Here is a 17,533-nt window from a genome sequence, read left to right on the forward strand (position 1 = left end):
GCTGTTCACTGTATTTAACCGTCTATTTTGCCAACATTGATACTGTGTCGAGTAAGGAATTTTAGTGTACTATCATCGCAAAAACGAGAGCAGCAAACTGCAATCTACCCTTGGACCGGACGCATCAATGGATTTTAACACCATCCAAGCACTGACTGCCGATGACATGGCAAAAGTGGACAAAAAAATACTTGCGCAACTGAATTCTGACGTCGCCTTGATTAACCAATTAGGCTTTTATATCGTCAGTGGTGGAGGCAAACGCCTACGCCCTATGCTTGCTGTTTTGTCAGCCCGTGCGCTGAACTATCACGGTGAAGGACACATCACCGCCGCTGCCTTTATCGAATTTATCCATACCGCCACCCTGCTGCACGATGATGTTGTCGATGAGTCTGACCTCCGTCGTGGCAAAGCGACAGCAAATGCCATGTTTGGCAACGCAGCCAGCGTGCTGGTTGGCGACTACATCTACACGCGCTCTTTCCAAATGATGACCGAACTTCGATCGTTGAGGATCCTCGATCTGATGAGTGAAGCTACCAATGTGATCGCAGAAGGTGAGGTTTTGCAGTTGATGAACTGTAATGACCCGGATACCACTGAAGAAAGTTACATGCAGGTGATCTACTCAAAAACCGCACGCCTTTTTGAAGCAGCCACCCAAATAGGCGCAATCCTTTCAGACTCATCTGAAAATGTAGAAAAGGCGTTGCAAGATTATGGCCGCTACCTTGGGACTGCTTTCCAGCTTATTGATGACGTGATGGATTACACTTCACAAGGCGATGAGATGGGCAAAAATACGGGTGACGACTTGGCTGAAGGTAAACCTACCCTGCCATTACTGCACGCCATGGCGAACAGTAATCCAGAGCAGGCTGCTATGATCCGCGAAGTGATCGAACAAGGCAATGGTCTGGACAAGCTTGATCCTATCCTTGCCTGCATGAAACGGTGTGGATCTCTGGAATACACACGCCAACGTGCAGAAGAAGAAGCGGAGAAAGCCATAGAAGCCCTCGCACCTATTCCCGAATCAGAATATAAAGAGGCGCTCAAAGCGCTGGCACACATCGCTGTGCACCGTAAAAAGTAGACGTTCTGAAAAAGATCGACATGCTCTTTCAACGATGACAAAAAAAGCGGCTATCCAGCCGCTTTTTCTCTTTTCAGGGAAAAGTTACTTAACGAACTCTTCGCCCAGTTGGATATCTTTACGCAGTGTATCCAGCATGCTGTCCAGTGCGTTTTGCTCGAAAGCACTCAGCGGGCCGTGATCCAGGATCTCTTCCACACCGTTTTTGCCAAGGCGCACTGGTTGAGCGAAGAAGCGTGCATATTTGCCATCGCCTTCCACATAAGCACACTCGACAACGTCTTGTTCGCCTTGAGCTGCACGAACCAGTGCCAGACCAAAGCGACACGCTGCTTGCCCCATAGACAGGGTCGCAGAACCGCCACCCGCTTTCGCTTCGACGACTTCAGTACCCGCATTTTGGATACGTGGCGTCAGTGCAGCCACTTCTTCTTCAGTGAACTCAACACCCTCAACCTGAGACAGCAGCGGCAGGATGGTGACACCAGAGTGACCACCGATAACCGGTACACGAACATCGCTTGGATCTTTACCTTTCAGCTCAGCCACAAAGGTTTCAGAACGGATGATATCCAGCGTGGTCACACCGAAAAGGCGGTTCTTATCGTAAACACCCTTAGCTTTCAGCACTTCTGCTGCGATAGCAACAGTGGTGTTCACTGGGTTAGTGATAATACCGATCAGCGCTTTCGGGCATACATCAGCAATTCTTTCACTCAGAGAACGAACGATACCTGCGTTCACGTTGAACAGATCAGAGCGATCCATACCTGGCTTACGCGCTACACCAGCCGAGATCAGAACAACGTCAGCACCTTCCAGCGCAGGCGTTGGATCTTCACCGCTGTAACCTTTGATCGATACTGGGGTAGGGATGTGGCTAAGATCGACCGCAACACCCGGTGTTACAGGTGCAATGTCATACAGAGCCAAATCAGAACCCGCAGGCAGACGGTTTTTCAAAAGCAGGGCTAAAGCTTGACCAATGCCACCAGCGGCGCCAATCACAGCAACTTTCATCTCGTTCTCCTTATTTACGATTTTATTATTTCAGACCTTGGATACGAGGCAAGTCAGCAATAAGGTGGTTTACTTAAATCCACTGACAACCCCGCATGCATAACGGACCTCTGCGCATGATACGTTCCCATCATAGATAACCACAAGCTTATCAACCTGAGGATAAGCCGCGCTTCTCATTTTTATCTTCAAAGCCATCAAGGCCTGTTGAAAGGTGATAGGTGCGTCACTTTACCGCTGATTTTATTGCTCACGAGTGAATCACTATGCAAGAATGCGCCATCCTGAGACGGGGAAGAAAGAAGATATATGCGCAATTCAGATAAACAAGATCAATTGGTGAAGGCTTTTAAAGCCATCCTGAAAGAAGAAAAGTTCAGCTCTCAAGGCGAGATCGTAGATGCTCTGAAAGCGCAAGGCTTTGAGAACATTAATCAATCTAAAGTCTCTCGCATGCTGACCAAGTTTGGCGCTGTGCGCACCCGCAACGCAAAAATGGAAATGGTGTACTGCCTGCCGGTAGAACTTGGCGTACCCACCACAAGCAGCCCACTGAAAGAGTTGGTGATGGATATCGATTACAACGACGCATTGGTTGTTATCCACACAGGTCCTGGTGCAGCGCAGCTTATCGCGCGCCTGCTGGACTCTCTGGGTAAAGCAGAAGGTATTCTTGGCGTGGTTGCCGGTGACGATACCATCTTCATCACTCCAACGCGCTCTACCACCACTGTGCGACTGTTTGAAGCCGTTTGCGGACTTTTCGATTACTCCCGCTAATTCAAACTGAAAGTCCTTCAAAATTGGCAGGATGATTATCCGGTAATCCTGCCAGCTTCCTTATCCAACTATTCCCACCCTGAGACGTTATTTTGTCTCACTAATGAGGCTGCCCCGCTTTTATCTCCCGTTACGCCTCAATTCGATGCGAAAGACCATGACAAAATATTTCACTAGTTTTAAATTTTGGAAACAGGTTTGTTATCATCCATAACCAAAGAATCCTAAATACACACAATAAACTGAGTCTTACACAAGACCTTACAAAGCAGTACTCGTCATTAGGTGAAGACAATAAAGGCGTATAAAACGCGCTGTGGAGATAGCCCGCTTTGTTGCGGGTTATCCGCATCTGATGTCAGGTTTTTTTACACTTTTACTTGCCGATTAAAGGACAATGGCATGACGAAGACGACCGAGACACCGCAAGAAGCGCAGGATATTGTCGCTCAAGCGGACACCGGAGCCCGCGCTCCGTCAGGTTTACCAGGAAAAATCCTCTGGTTTGTTCCCTTGTGCTGGTCTATTTTCCAGCTCTGGTATGCCTCACCATTTACTGTCGCGCTCAATGATACCGAGGCACGATCGATTCACTTGGCGTTTGCTATCTTTCTGGCATTCACCGCATACCCCGCTCTGAAAAACTCTCCACGAGACCGTATTCCTGTCCAGGATTGGATTTTTGCGGCCGCAGGAAGCTTCTCAGCCGGGTACCTCTTCCTTTTCTATACCGAACTCGCTTCCCGCGCTGGTGCTCCAACAAGCTTTGATATCGTTGTTGCAGTCACAGGTATGATTTTGCTGCTGGAAGCGACACGACGCGCTCTTGGCCCTCCGCTGATGGTCGTCGCACTGGTATTTCTACTCTACACCTTCGCGGGTCCCCATATGCCCGATGTTATTGCGCACAAAGGGGCAAGCCTAAACAAAGCCATGTCCCACATGTGGCTGACTACCGAAGGTGTATTTGGTGTCGCACTGGGTGTATCAACGTCTTTTGTCTTCCTGTTTGTACTCTTCGGTGCCTTGCTTGATCGTGCCGGTGCAGGTGGCTACTTCATCAAAGTGGCCTTTTCCATGCTCGGTCATATGCGTGGCGGTCCAGCAAAAGCAGCCGTTGTGGCTTCTGGTCTGTCAGGCCTGATTTCCGGATCATCTATCGCGAACGTGGTAACGACGGGAGTATTCACCATTCCACTGATGAAGCGTGTCGGTTTCCCAGGAACAAAAGCGGGTGCAGTAGAGGTTGCAGCATCAACCAATGGTCAGCTGACACCACCTATTATGGGTGCGGCAGCTTTCCTGATGGTGGAATACGTCGGTATTCCTTATATTGAAGTGATTAAAGCGGCGATTTTGCCTGCCATCATTTCTTACATCGCACTTATCTACATCGTTCACCTTGAAGCTTGTAAGGCTGGCATGACAGGCCTTCCACGTCGCCACCAATCAACGCTGGTACAGTCTCTGCTTAGCTTCCTGACCATCGTGATTGGTATCTGTGTGCTGAGCTTTGCGGTCTACTATGGCATTGGCTGGACGAAAGATGTGTTCGGTGCAGCGGCGAGCCCAATCATTGCCGTAGCGATTTTCATTGCCTACGTCGCGTTGGTTCGCTATTCAGCGCAATACAAGAAAGAGGCTGTAGAAGACCCAGCAGATACCGATCTCTCTGAGCTCCCTGATCCAGGTCCAACCGCACGTTCAGGTCTTTACTACCTACTCCCAATCGTGGTGCTGGTATGGTGTCTGATGGTTGAACGCTTCTCACCGGGCCTGTCCGCATTCTGGGCAACCCTGTTCATGATGTTCATCGTGGTGACCCAACGTCCGCTGTTTGCTTTCTTCCATGGCGAGTCTAACTTCGGCGAAGAAATCAAAAACGGTTTCATCGACTTGGCAGAAGGCTTTGTCGCTGGCGCACGTAACATGATTGGTATCGGTGTAGCGACTGCTGCAGCGGGCATTGTGGTAGGTGTGGTAACACTGACGGGTATCGGTTTGGTGATGACTGACTTCGTTGAGTTCATCTCCGGCGGTAACATCATGTTGATGCTGCTGTTCACCGCAATCATCAGCCTGATCTTGGGTATGGGTCTACCAACCACAGCAAACTATATCGTGGTATCTACCCTGATGGCCCCAGTTATTGTGACGTTAGGTGCACAAGAAGGTCTTATCATCCCACTAATCGCCGTTCATCTGTTCGTGTTCTACTTCGGTATTCTGGCAGATGATACCCCACCGGTAGGTCTTGCAGCCTTCGCAGCGGCGGCGATTGCGAAATCTGACCCAATCAAAACCGGTATCCAGGGTTTCACCTACGATATTCGTACCGCGATCCTGCCGTTTATGTTCATTTTCAACACCCAACTGTTGTTAATGGACATCGAAGGTCCAGTGCATCTTTTACTGACTATCGGCTCAGCCGTGATCGCCATGCTCGCCTTCTCAGCCGCGACGCAAGGTTGGTGGTTCACCAAGAACAAATGGTGGGAAACACTGCTGCTGGTGCTGATCACTTTCTCACTGTTCCGTCCAGGTTACTGGTGGGATCAAGTTTATCCCGCAACCAATGATTACCTAGGTTCTTCTATTATCGAAGTGGCAGAAAAGCTGCCCGATGGCCAAACGCTTAACCTACAAGTTCGTGGTGAAACCATCGACGGTGATATCGTCACCAAACACGTTCACTTGCCCATTGACTATGCACAGGCAGAAGGTCTGGCTCGAGTCATGTCTACTGGCCTGGAACTGCGTGATGAAGAAGGCGCGAAACTGGTCGATATGGTTCAGTGGGGTAGCCCGGCATCAGATGCCGGTATCGATTTCGACTGGGAAATCGTTCAGGTGAGTACACCTGCGGAGCGGCCGTCAAAAGAATGGGTATTCGTCCCTACCTTGCTTCTTCTTGCAGCTATGGCCTGGAACCAGCGCCGCCGCATCAAAAGATCAAAACAACAAACAGCGTAATCAGTCCGGGGCATTACGCCCCGGTCACTACCAAACAAGAGAGTAGACGATATGTATAAACACATTCTGGTCCCTGTTGATTTGAATGATGAAAGCTTTGCTGATAAAGCAGTAGAGCACGCTGTTTGGCTGGCAGGACAAACCGGTGCTACTTTGCACCTGTTGACTGCGCTGCCGGGAATTCATAACTCCATGGTACAGTCATACTTCCCGGAAGATGCAGCCCGCCAGATGAAACAGGACGTACGTAACAACCTTAAAGCCTTTGCTGAGCGCATTGTGCCGGAAGGCATCTCGTATGATTTGTCTGTGGCTGAAGGCAAGCCTTACAAGGCCATCGTCAAAACCGCTGACAGCCTTGGCTGCGATTTAATCGTGATGCCAAGCCACAAGCGCTCTAAAGCCAACAAGCTTATCATTGGCTCAGTAGCATCCAAGGTGCTGGAGCAATCAAAAGTCAACGTGTTGATCATGAAGCCTCAAGGCTGATAGCGATACCAAGATCTAAAAAGGGCGGTATCGATACCGCCCTTTTTCTTTATCTGAATGAGAGTTACTTATCGCGCTGGTCATAGCCCCATCGCGGCACCAAGACCTGCTCAATCCCAAGATGATCGAGAATACGTGCCACCATAAAGTCCACCAGATCATCGATAGACTTTGGTTGGTGATAAAACCCCGGTGCAGCAGGCATGATGGTCACGCCCATTTGCGATAACTTCAGCATATTCTCTAGGTGAAGAGTGGAGAATGGCGTTTCACGCACCACCAATAACAGTTGGCCACGCTCTTTCAGTACCACATCTGCAGCGCGTTCTGCCAGATTATCCGACATGCCATGGGCAATCGCAGCTAGCGAGCCAGCCGAACAGGGGCACACCACCATTTTCTTAGGTGCCGCAGAGCCCGATGCAACCGGCGAGAACCAATCCTCTTTGCTACACACGATCAACTTGTCAGTCGGCGCATTGAGATGTTTTACCAAGGCTTCTTTCGCCGCGTCGGGCCCAGATGGCAGTTTTATACCATGCTCGGTGGCGAACACCACACGTGCGGCGGATGACACCAGCAAATAGACTTCATAGTCTGCCGCCAGCAAGCACTCCAGCAGGCGAAGTCCATAGGGCGCGCCTGATGCACCACTCCAAGCCAGTGTAATGCGTTTGTCGCTCATTGAAGTTGCCATGTGTTCCTTATTGTTGTTCCAACTTGGCTTTCAGTTTGTCGTGAATGCCACCAAAACCACCGTTACTCATCACCAGTATAACGTCGTCTACCTTGGCCTCACTGGCAATGCATGAAACCAGTGCATCAATCTCGTCAAAGGTTTGCGCTGGTGCTTTGCACGCTTCCGCTACCTCTTTGACAGACCATTCGATATGCTCCGGCTGGAAAAGCAATACCTCATCGGCAGCATCCAGTGACGGTGCAATCTCGTCTTTATGTACGCCAAGCTTCATGGTGTTGGATCTCGGCTCCAACACCGCAAAGATACGACGCTCACCCACTTTGGCACGTAGGCCTTCCAGTGTGGTTTTAATTGCAGTTGGGTGATGGGCGAAATCGTCATAGACAGTCACACCGTTAAAGTCGCCTTTGTGCTCCAGACGCCGTTTGGTGTTGATGAAACGCCCCAAGGCTTCACAAGCCAGATCCGGTGTGACACCGACGTGACGTGCAGCAGCAATGGCCATCAATGCATTACTGACATTGTGATCGCCAATCAGATCCCACTTAACCGTCCCGACCGACTCGCCTTCAAAACACACATCAAATTCGCTACCATCAGCTACGCGTTTCTCGGCTTTCCAAGTACCGTCTTCACCGGCAAACTCCAGCTCGCTCCAGCAACCCATCTCCAGCGTCGATTTAATGTTTTCATCATTCGAAGGCGCAATGATGCGGCCGATTCCCGGCACTGTCCGCACCAAATGATGGAATTGACGTTTAATCGCATTCATATCGTCGAAGATGTCAGCATGATCGAACTCAAGATTGTTCATGATCAGCGTATGTGGATGGTAATGCACGAACTTAGAACGCTTATCGAAAAAAGCACTGTCGTATTCATCCGCTTCGACCACAAAGAACATGGTTTCACCCAAGCGGGCAGATACGCCAAAGTTACCCGGTACACCACCAATCAAAAAGCCTGGCTGATAGCCGCAATCTTCCAAAACCCAAGCCAGCATACTCGCTGTCGTGGTTTTGCCATGCGTACCTGCTACCGCCAGTACCCAGCGATCTTTAAGCAGGAAATCCAACAGCCATTGGGGGCCGGAAGTGTAATTGAGGTTTTTATTCAGCACATATTCCACGCACGGATTGCCGCGGCTCATAGCATTTCCTACCACCACCAGATCCGGTGCCGGATCAAGCTGAGAAGGATCATAGCCCTGAATGATACCTATACCCTGAGATTCCAACAGTGTGCTCATTGGCGGGTAAACATTGGCGTCACAACCTGTCACTTTATGACCCAGTTGTCTCGCCAGAATAGCTGCGCCGCCCATAAAGGTGCCGCAAATCCCTAAAATGTGTATATGCATAAGGTTCCGTCAGCTTAAAACCGTCGTTCTGCATCTCCAAGGATCACAGTTCCCGACATGTCCAAATTACTTCGATACGAATAAAAAGTTCTACACTATAAAATGTGTAACAAGTTGATTTTTTGTCCGGTTGTGACGTCACGTTTTTGGCAAAAACTTTTGCCTGCCGCCCAAGCGATGCACCGAACACTTCGAATCAACCGGGAAAGTAAAGGCCTTATTGCATTTCGCTTGCGACTTTGTTTCCCAGCATCTTACCCAAGAAACCAATAACAGACATCAAAAGGATCTGGAATGTCCGATATGCGTACACTTGGCGAGTTCATTGTTGAAAAACAACATGAATATCCTAGCGCCAGTGGAGAACTCAGCTCACTACTCTCCTCTATCCGACTGGCCGCCAAAATCGTTAACCGTGAAATCAACAAAGCCGGTTTGGCTGATATCACTGGCGCATTTGGTGGCGAGAACGTCCAAGGCGAAGAACAACAAAAACTGGACGTCTACGCAAACGAAAAATTCAAAGCTGCCATGGCGGCACGCGATCAGGTGTGTGGCGTAGCCAGTGAAGAAGAAGATGATGCGGTTATCTTCGACACCGAACTTGGGCGCAACGCCAAGTATGTCATCTTGATGGATCCACTTGATGGCTCCTCCAATATCGACGTGAATGTATCGGTAGGCACCATCTTCTCCATCTACCGCCGTGTTTCCCCTATCGGCCAACCGGCCACCATGGAAGATTTCCTCCAACCGGGTAACCGGCAGGTGGCGGCGGGTTACATCATCTACGGTTCTTCTACCATGTTGGTTTATACCACAGGTAACGGCGTACACGGCTTCACCTACGACCCATCCATCGGCGCGTTCTGCTTATCCCACGAGAACATGACCATCCCGCAAGATGGTAAAATCTACTCCATCAACGAAGGGAACTATATTCGCTTCCCACTTGGGGTGAAGAAGTACATCAAATACTGCCAGGAAAACGAGCCAACTGACGGCCGTCCTTACACTTCGCGCTACATCGGCTCATTGGTGTCCGATTTCCACCGTAATATGCTCAAAGGCGGTTTATACTTATACCCAAGCACAGCGGCTTACCCAAGCGGCAAATTGCGCCTGCTTTATGAGTGCAACCCAATGGCTTTTATCATTGAGCAAGCGGGCGGGAAGGCGTCAGATGGTGCGCAACGCATCATGGATATCAAACCCACCGAGCTCCACCAGCGTGTACCGTTTTTTGTGGGTTCCACTCACATGGTTGAGAAAGTCGAAGAGTTTCTTGAGAATTTCCCAGACGAAGAGTAAGTGTCTAAAAAGAAAGCCCGGTTTCAATACCGGGCTTTTTGTTTTTGGGTTACTTGATACTGAACTGGTAAAGCAGGTCGACCGCATTGTCTGCGCCTGAAACCGCCTCGACATAAAGATCTGACAGTAACCGGTAGCGCACTGTGAATTCCGGCAAACTGGTAAAGATACCCACACCATATTTCACCTGAAGTCCTGGCAGAATGTAGCCAGAGACCTCTACTTTCTCGTCATTACCACTGCCCGAGGTATCTACCGACAGATCCTGTACACCAAACGCTTGGCCGATTTGTCCCACCAGCTTACCACTCTGAGAAAGACCGAGGCCGATCAACATCGACGTCATGGCGTTGCCGTCAGATTCGCTGTCCAGATTCCGTCCACGCGTCAAGTAAGACAAGGCGTTTGCCTGAGGCATGGCCGGATCTGAGAACACCTGCACTTCCGGCGCATCCGCAGGGCCGGTCACTCGGATACCTGCTTCGACGCCATCTTCAATAGCGTCTGGATTGCGGATCGCCTCCACTTGCAGATAAGGCTGTTCAGGCGGACCATTGAACAAGATCTGACCTTTTTTGATTTGGAGATCCTGACCAAATGAACGATATGTTCCCTCTTCCAGATTGATCTCGCCGTTAACGCTTGGTCCTTTACGGTTACTGGCAACGTCAAGCTTACCGACCAAATTGGTTCTCAGGCCAAAGGCTTCAAGGCGAACGTCATCGCCAATATTGACAGCAATGTTAGCGTTCACCGTGATCGGGTTGCTTTCTTCCTCAGAAACAGGCTGAAGATCATCGTTCAGGATCACGACATCACTGGAAACCTGCACCGCCGATGCTGGTAGGTTTTCCACCACAATACGCCCCCAAGGAACAGAGACACTACCATTCACATTCACGGACTTCGGCGACGCATTCAGCGTCATGTCTGGGCTGACTTCCATTGCAACCATGGGTGGCACGACGACTTTCAGGCGTTGTCCTTTCACATTCAGCGATGCCAGCCAGGCATTAAGATCTTTCCAGTCCGCATGACCGGTAAGTACCAAATCGCCATCCGGTGTTTTGATATCACCGTTGATGCGACCATTGGTGCCATTTAACAACGCCGTTATCTGACCTTCCCGCACTTCCACAGGCGCAGCGAGGCTCTGTAATTTCAGGCCACTCAGCTCAATGCTGCCATTGGCAGTTGGCGCCTCCAGATCGCCATTGAGGCTGACATTACCGCTGAGCATCCCCGCCAACTTGGTATCTTCGCCCAGCGCGGGGGCCAGGATATCGAGGTCAATATTATCAATGTCGAAGGTGCTTTTGAGGGTCCTTTTCTGGCTTTCAAGATTACCCATGACGGCTCTGAGAGTCACCTTGCCGTTGTCAGTCAATGCCAGCAGCACATCTGCGTTCAGGGTGTTATTTGCCAGCGTCGCATCAATGTTCACAGCATCCCAACCAAGGGTCAGTGGCGCATCTAATTGTTCCGTCACCTTCCCTTTTGACAAATCTACCGATGCTTTCAGGTTTGGCAGTACGTTTGGCTTCCACGCGACATTGGCGTTGGCAGTGACCATCCCTTCAATCGTGGTCGTGACAGGCAGAAAAGACTGCACCACATCAAGATTAAAATCGACGATAGAAAGCTGTGCTTCCCCACTGTCAGCCACTTTCGCTGGCTTATCCAGACAGATTTGGCTTTGGTTTTGCGTCCAGCAGAATGCGCCGATCTCGACCACACCAGATTTGAAATTCACGCTCAGCGGCACATTATTCACCAGCTTCCAAGGTCCGATAGGTGTTTTTACAGCGGAAGAATACAGGGTTCCCTTCCAGCCTTTTTCCCTGTCTAAACTGCCTCGAGCGGAAAGGTTTGCACTGACAGGCTTACCATCAACCTTTAGGCTTACTGTTTGATCTTTTTCATCCCCAGACGCACGAAGAGCAAGCGTTTTCACTTCTACGCCTTCTGCTTTCACGCCATTCACATCGACAATCAGACCGCCACCAATGATAGGAAGTGGCTTCACAGAGCCGCGAATACTGACATCCTGCACGGTGACCAGCTCTTCCCAACGCAAGGCATTGGCATTGATTAGCAGCGCCGCCTCTGGCTTTTCCAGCGTACCTGAAAGACCGATATTACCTTTAATACTGCCGCCAGCCTGCGGTACCGAAGCGGAGAGCTTGGGAAGGTTGAGATTGAGTTTCAGCGCCAGCGCTTTATCCACCTTGCCCGACACATCAATCTGGTTTGGGCCATGGCGGAGGGAAAGTCCCTTGGTTTCAAACAACAGGTCGCCTTTGCCTTTTACATCAGAAGCGTTGAGCTGGCCGCTTAGATCCAATGCCTGATCGCGGATGATGCCTTCAATGTCGAGTTCTGGCAGTCGCACTAACCAACCGCCCTGCTCGGTAATCTCACCACTGTTTTGCACTTCACCTGAAAGCTTACCTTCCGCTTCAGGCCACTGAAGTCCGGGCTGAATATCAGAAAAAGCCAGCCGGGTTTGCCATTTCACCTGCTTAGTCCAGTCGACGCTCGCCCAACCATCAATACCACCACCAAGTGTTTTCAATGAGATATCCCCCAACATCACTTTGCCGAGATCACCCTTTAACTTAGTCGACAAGTCGATATCCGGTATCGCTTCACCCGAGGCTTGGGTTTTCACCGAAGCACTGTACTTTTTCAGGCTACCGCTGGCATTGATAGCCGTTGATGTCAGCTTGTATTCCGCGTTACTGTCAACCGGCCACTGCAGGTTCTTACTGGTCAGCAGTACGTTAAACGGTAGGTTGGGATCAAGCACATTCAGCCTGCCGGAAAGCGCGGCCAGCAATACACCTTTAAGGTTGGCTTTAATCGCTAAATCGCAAAGGTCCCCCTTCGCATCCAGCGTCAGTGAGTGTCCCTGAAGCGGTTCCATTCTTACCTTGGCATTTGCAGCAAGGTTCAGCGGATAATCATCTTTCAGCGAGATATCACCATTGAGTGAAACCTTGCCCTGCTCTGCGTCGAGGCGTACATCTTCAAGTACAATGTCAGGACCACCCGCTTTTCCTTTCACAAAGAACTCATGAATCACCTGTTTTTGCGGCAACATGAGTAGTGCATCTTTCAGCGCAAACCCCTCAATCACAACATTGAGTGGGATATTCACGGCAGGCAATTCAATCGGCGTGTCACTTGTAGACGTGGCTTCTGGTTTCGCCGGTTTCTCTTCGCTTTGGGCAAGTTCGACCTTGATACCTTTCCATTCGGTAGGCTTTAACGTCACTGTGTTGCCCTGCATCTGGGCGGCGGTAGTCAGGCTGTCCCAATGCACCTTGGTGCCGAGAATATCGAGGGAGATATCAGAGAGTGCCACACCGCTGAGAAACAGTGGTACTGGCGTCTTAATTTCGGTCAGTGGCTCAGACGGCGGCGATGCCGGCGCAGGTTCAGTTTCACCAACCACCACTTTAATGCCATCCCCCGTCAGCGACTCCACACATAGAGCTGGGCCACTGAGGCACTTACTGTTGATATCAAGAGAGAGGGATTGACCTGACAACGAAAAGCCGTCCATGCTGAAGGCTACCCCTTCCAGCGCAAATCCGTTCAACAGCGCCCCACGGCTTTTTTCTATTGTTAACTCCGGCAGAGCTTCTTGCGCCCCCCAAACCGCAAGCTTAACGCCGGCGGGTGTCAGCAACACCGTAAGCGCTCCAGCAACAACCAGAAACAACAACAATACGATAGCGATAACGAATCGCTTAAACCAACGCATCATAGTTCCGGCCCAAGACTAAAGTGGATCATGAAATCATCGTCTTGGTTCTCAAAACCGTGGGCTATATCAAATCGGATAGGGCCTACTGGCGATTCCCATCTCACGCCCACACCAGCTGAGGTTTTCCATTCCGGATCGCTGCTTGTCCAGGCGTCGCCGCCGTCTACAAACAGCGCGCCCCACCAGTTTCCCGCCACGCGGTAGTTATATTCCAACGAGCCCGTTGTCATGTAGGCACCGCCTTCGAGCTTGCCTTCACTGTCACGGGGTGAAATCGATTCATAACTATAACCACGGATGCTGTTATCACCACCAGCGAAAAAGCGAAGTGATGGCGGCACGCGCTCAAATTCAGTGGTAAAAATACCGCCCGCATTCACGCGAGTCAGGAAGCGGTTGTCGCTGTTCAGACTGCGGATCCACGCAGTTTGCCCGACCGCGCGGAAGAGACTGATGTCTGAGAGCAACGCCGGATCACCTGCTTCAAAGGTAATAGATTGCTTATCACCCCAATATGGCATCGCACCGCCACGGCTACGCACCCGGGAGAAGTTTATCCCCGGTAAAATCAGGTTAGAGATGTTCGAGACACTGCCCTGGGTATAGTCCGAGTAGAGCCAGCGAAGGTACAGCGCACGCTGCCAGCCGGTGTCATACTTCCAGTGGCGGGAAACGGAAGAGGTTAACTCAAGGCTGGTTGTGTCATTATTATCGAGGTTTTCAAGGCCAACCTGCACCTGATAGTACTCGCGCTGCACATCCTCCAGCGGAATCTTATAGGTTGATTCCAGTGTTTGCTTAGGCTTGGAAACGTATAAGTCCGTGTTCAAACTATGGCCACGACTGTTAAACCAGGGCTTCTTCCATCCGATTTTGACGCGCGGCCCCACGTCGGTGGAATAACCAATACCGGTTTCAAACTGATTTCGAGGGGAGGGCTCAAGGTTCACCGAAATCGGCACACGATCGTCGCGAAGATCATCAATCCCCGCTTCAACGAGCACCGAGGAAAACCAGCCAGTGTTGGATAGGGATTGGTTGAACGCGCCAAGGTCAGACACGAGATACGGGTCACCTTCTTTGAACGTCAACATACTGTCGAGGCGTTCTTCGTTGATTTGGCTATTGTGGTAGATAACTTGACCAAAGTGATAACGTATCCCACTGCTAAAATGCAGGCGAATAAAGGCCTGATAGCGTCCTGGAGCCACCTCCAGTCTTGAGAGGGTATATTCAGCATCGAAGTAACCGCGACGCACTGCAAGGCTTTGAATCGACGATTTCAGGGCATCGTATTGCCCCTGATTAAGCACGTCGCCTACTTTCGGCGCGGTTTTCAGAAGATCGGTAAACGCCTCATCAGTTTTGGCATCCCCCGTCAGTTCGACATCCACTTCTGCAATGCGCACAGGTTCACCGGATGCGATATCCAACACCACAGTGGCATCATCGACTGACTTTTTATCTTCGAGCTTATAGCTAATCGTTGGGTCGTAATATCCCAGAGCCTGCAGCGCTTTTTCTATTTCGTCTGTAACGCGGGACTGAAACCGGAAAGTCAGCCGTCGCTCGCTATCAGGGATGGCGTCTAGGTAAACGGAAACATTTTTCTCCAGGGCATCATCCAGCCCTTTGATTTCAAAGTCCACATCAGCGATTGCCACCCCAGGCACCCATATTGCTGTGACTAAAACACAAGGTATTAATCGTTTCTTAATCATCAACCGTATACTTTTCTCTCACCCTGAGAGCCTGTTAAAAATAGAATAGTGACAGTATGACCGTCCATGTGTTCGGTTGTTCTGTTGCAAATATGCATCAAAGCGAGGAAAGATGTCCTCAACGGATCACTTTGAATGCACTGCAGAGTCGTCATCTTACGCAAGTACCTTATGAGGGTTCGGGCATCGGTGAAAGAATAAGCCCATTGTTCCGTTCTTTAGTTTTCCTGCCTGTTCAGTTACGTTTGTGGACACCTAACAAAAAACAGGCGCAATCCAGACACGACAAGGAGTCGATATATGCTTATCAACCAAAAGCAACTCTCCATCACCGCGGATCAGGCGTTGCCAGATCGACTCGAGGAAATTATTCCGGCTGAAGCGCATGCCGTCAATGGCTCAATGTTGAGTAAAGAAGCACCTGAAGGCCAAGCTCAAATCCTTTTGGGCATGGGTTGTTTCTGGGGTGCAGAGCGGCTGTTCTGGAAACTTGATGGCGTAAAATCCACGTCAGTCGGCTACAGCGGTGGCTTTACCGTGAACCCCACATACAGAGACGTATGCAGCGCCCAGACGGGTCACACCGAAGTGGTGCAGGTCGTTTTCAACCCTTCACGTATTTCACTGGAAGAAATCCTGGCACAATTTTGGCAGAGCCACGATCCAACGCAAGGTATGCGTCAGGGAAATGACAAGGGTACCCAGTATCGATCGGCAATCTATTATTTCGATGATGACCAGAAAGCCGCAGCACTAGCCAGTCGAGATGCTTATCAGGCAGCTTTGGATGCAGAAGGTAAAGCGGAGATCACTACAGAGATCGCTCATGCTGGTCCCTACTATTTTGCCGAAACCTATCATCAGCAGTATCTGGAGAAGAATCCAAACGGTTATTGTGGCATTGGAGGTACTGGTGTTTGTCTGCCTCCTTGGGAAAGATAATCCACCGGAAAAAGCGGCACTTTAAACGCAAAACGCCCGTCAAACGACGGGCGTTCTTGTATGTTCTTTTGATTAAGTCAGGCGGCAACTGCCATGGCCTTGATTTCATTGTTTACTTCGGTCATCACCGCCAGTGCGCGTTTGTCTTTTTTGTGCGGTGGCAGCAATCTCCCCCTGTCGAATTCAAAGGCCCCCACGCCATCGATGTAGACTCTACCGCGAAAAAAGCCTTTCACATAACGTGCAACCTGACGAGGGCGGTATTGGTGAAAAATACGCAACATTGATGAACTCCTCCATGCCTATGATAAAAGACCTGCATCACACACCAATACTTTCGGCATTGGCTGACATTTGCACGATGCAATCTAAATGCCAAGTGTTCAGGATAGTTGCCATCACTTTTTCGACAACAAAATCGACAAAGGTTTCCCAAACAAACCTAAACAATCACAAGCCGAAGACTGTTTAGTTATTCAATCACAACCAAATAAGCGTAGACAAAAATCCTCACATGGCAAAATTACGACACACTGTCTTGAAAAAGATTCAATTTGAACTGGGTTGAATTTCTCATTTTGAGTGGTTGGGCCAGTTATTGGTTCGGGCTCACTTCCTGTATCAGCTATATTCAATACCGTACCCCGTAAACTGAACAAATTCAGAGGGGTTACGCATAAAAACAAATACATCAATGAACAGGAAATAATCACTCATGCGTCGTATTAAAACACTAGCCTTGGCGACTGCTCTCATCTCAACCTTTGCCTCGGCTCACAATCTCTCAAACGGCCAAGCATTACCATCTGTCTCCGTCGAAAAGCACGGTGAACTTACCCTAAATGGCGACAAGATAGGTTACGAAACCTGGGACAGTGCAAACCTGACAGGCAAGGTCCGTATCATTCAAGCTATTGCTGGCCGCAGTAGCGCAAAGGAAATGAATGCCCCTTTGATTGAAGCGGTAAAAGTTGCTGGTTTCCCGCGCGATAAATACCAGACCACGACCATCATCAATCAGGATGATGCAATCTGGGGGACCGGTGGTTTCGTGAAATCTTCAGCCGCAGACAGCAAAAAAGAATTCAGTTGGTCGTCCATTGTTTTGGATGAAAACGGCACTGTTGCTGACGCGTGGCGATTACAGGATGAAAGTTCAGCCATTGTTGTACTGGACAATGAAGGTACCGTCCGTTTTGTCAAAGAAGGCGCACTAAGCGAAGCTGAAATCACTCAAGTTATTGATTTGGTGAACAAGCTAATGAAGTGATCTTGCTCACTCCTTGAAACGAAAAAAACCCGCTAGGTGCGGGTTTTTTTAATGTTTAACGAAAGTTAGCCGATAAACTGAGAAAGATAGAGTAGC

Annotated in this window: 13 protein-coding genes; 7 read left to right on the plus strand and 6 right to left on the minus strand. The window is 49.9% G+C overall.

Annotated features, from left to right (window positions below; all coding sequences use genetic code 11):
• Window positions 1-127: 127 nt before the first annotated feature.
• Window positions 128-1,099, plus strand: coding sequence for an octaprenyl diphosphate synthase (gene ispB / locus VP504_RS09275; protein WP_325894012.1), 972 nt, complete (start codon window positions 128-130; stop codon window positions 1,097-1,099).
• Between the two features lie 84 nt (window positions 1,100-1,183).
• On the opposite strand, the gene mdh is transcribed toward ispB, so the two are convergent.
• On the minus strand, window positions 1,184-2,119 hold the full coding sequence (gene mdh, locus VP504_RS09280; protein ID WP_062666541.1) for a malate dehydrogenase: 936 nt from the start codon (window positions 2,117-2,119) through the stop codon (window positions 1,184-1,186).
• A gap of 309 nt (window positions 2,120-2,428) precedes the next feature.
• On the opposite strand from mdh, the gene argR reads away from it, so the two are divergent.
• From argR to VP504_RS09295, 3 genes are all read left to right on the plus strand, one after another.
• The gene (gene argR / locus VP504_RS09285; RefSeq protein WP_002536488.1) at window positions 2,429-2,899 is read left to right on the plus strand and encodes a transcriptional regulator ArgR; all 471 of its coding nucleotides are present in this window, start codon (window positions 2,429-2,431) and stop codon (window positions 2,897-2,899) included.
• A 402-nt stretch (window positions 2,900-3,301) separates the two neighbouring features.
• A complete protein-coding gene (locus VP504_RS09290; RefSeq protein ID WP_325890936.1) occupies window positions 3,302-5,872 on the plus strand; it encodes a TRAP transporter permease in 2,571 nt (856 codons plus the stop codon).
• 51 nt (window positions 5,873-5,923) lie between these two features.
• On the plus strand, window positions 5,924-6,361 hold the full coding sequence (locus VP504_RS09295; RefSeq protein ID WP_062710590.1) for a universal stress protein: 438 nt from the start codon (window positions 5,924-5,926) through the stop codon (window positions 6,359-6,361).
• A gap of 64 nt (window positions 6,362-6,425) precedes the next feature.
• Here VP504_RS09295 and VP504_RS09300 read toward each other — a convergent pair whose 3' ends face one another.
• Entirely contained in the window at window positions 6,426-7,058 is a 633-nt protein-coding gene (locus VP504_RS09300) for a flavin prenyltransferase UbiX (RefSeq protein ID WP_325890937.1), read from the minus strand.
• 7 nt (window positions 7,059-7,065) lie between these two features.
• A complete protein-coding gene (gene mpl, locus VP504_RS09305) occupies window positions 7,066-8,421 on the minus strand; it encodes a UDP-N-acetylmuramate:L-alanyl-gamma-D-glutamyl-meso-diaminopimelate ligase (RefSeq protein WP_325890938.1) in 1,356 nt (451 codons plus the stop codon).
• Between the two features lie 294 nt (window positions 8,422-8,715).
• Here mpl and fbp point away from each other — a divergent pair, with 294 nt between their 5' ends.
• On the plus strand, window positions 8,716-9,732 hold the full coding sequence (gene fbp, locus VP504_RS09310) for a class 1 fructose-bisphosphatase (protein ID WP_062710597.1): 1,017 nt from the start codon (window positions 8,716-8,718) through the stop codon (window positions 9,730-9,732).
• A gap of 49 nt (window positions 9,733-9,781) precedes the next feature.
• On the opposite strand, the gene tamB is transcribed toward fbp, so the two are convergent.
• Entirely contained in the window at window positions 9,782-13,504 is a 3,723-nt protein-coding gene (tamB, locus tag VP504_RS09315) for an autotransporter assembly complex protein TamB (RefSeq protein ID WP_325890939.1), read from the minus strand.
• Complete coding sequence (tamA, locus tag VP504_RS09320; RefSeq protein ID WP_325890940.1) at window positions 13,501-15,225, minus strand: autotransporter assembly complex protein TamA; 1,725 nt, start codon at window positions 15,223-15,225, stop codon at window positions 13,501-13,503. The genes tamB and tamA overlap by 4 nt, the downstream gene beginning before the upstream one ends.
• Window positions 15,226-15,531: 306 nt before the next feature.
• Here tamA and msrA point away from each other — a divergent pair, with 306 nt between their 5' ends.
• Window positions 15,532-16,167, plus strand: a complete 636-nt coding sequence (msrA, locus tag VP504_RS09325) for a peptide-methionine (S)-S-oxide reductase MsrA (RefSeq protein WP_325894014.1) — start codon at window positions 15,532-15,534, stop codon at window positions 16,165-16,167.
• 77 nt (window positions 16,168-16,244) lie between these two features.
• Here msrA and VP504_RS09330 read toward each other — a convergent pair whose 3' ends face one another.
• Window positions 16,245-16,451: a DUF1107 domain-containing protein gene (locus VP504_RS09330; protein ID WP_062710608.1), complete on the minus strand. Its 207-nt coding sequence runs from the start codon at window positions 16,449-16,451 to the stop codon at window positions 16,245-16,247.
• Window positions 16,452-16,882: 431 nt separating this feature from the next.
• Here VP504_RS09330 and VP504_RS09335 point away from each other — a divergent pair, with 431 nt between their 5' ends.
• Window positions 16,883-17,437: a YtfJ family protein gene (locus VP504_RS09335; RefSeq protein ID WP_325890941.1), complete on the plus strand. Its 555-nt coding sequence runs from the start codon at window positions 16,883-16,885 to the stop codon at window positions 17,435-17,437.
• Window positions 17,438-17,533 lie beyond the last annotated feature (96 nt).

The organism is Grimontia sp. NTOU-MAR1 (genome assembly GCF_035758505.1).
Taxonomy (GTDB): Bacteria; Pseudomonadota; Gammaproteobacteria; order Enterobacterales; family Vibrionaceae; genus Enterovibrio; species Enterovibrio marinus.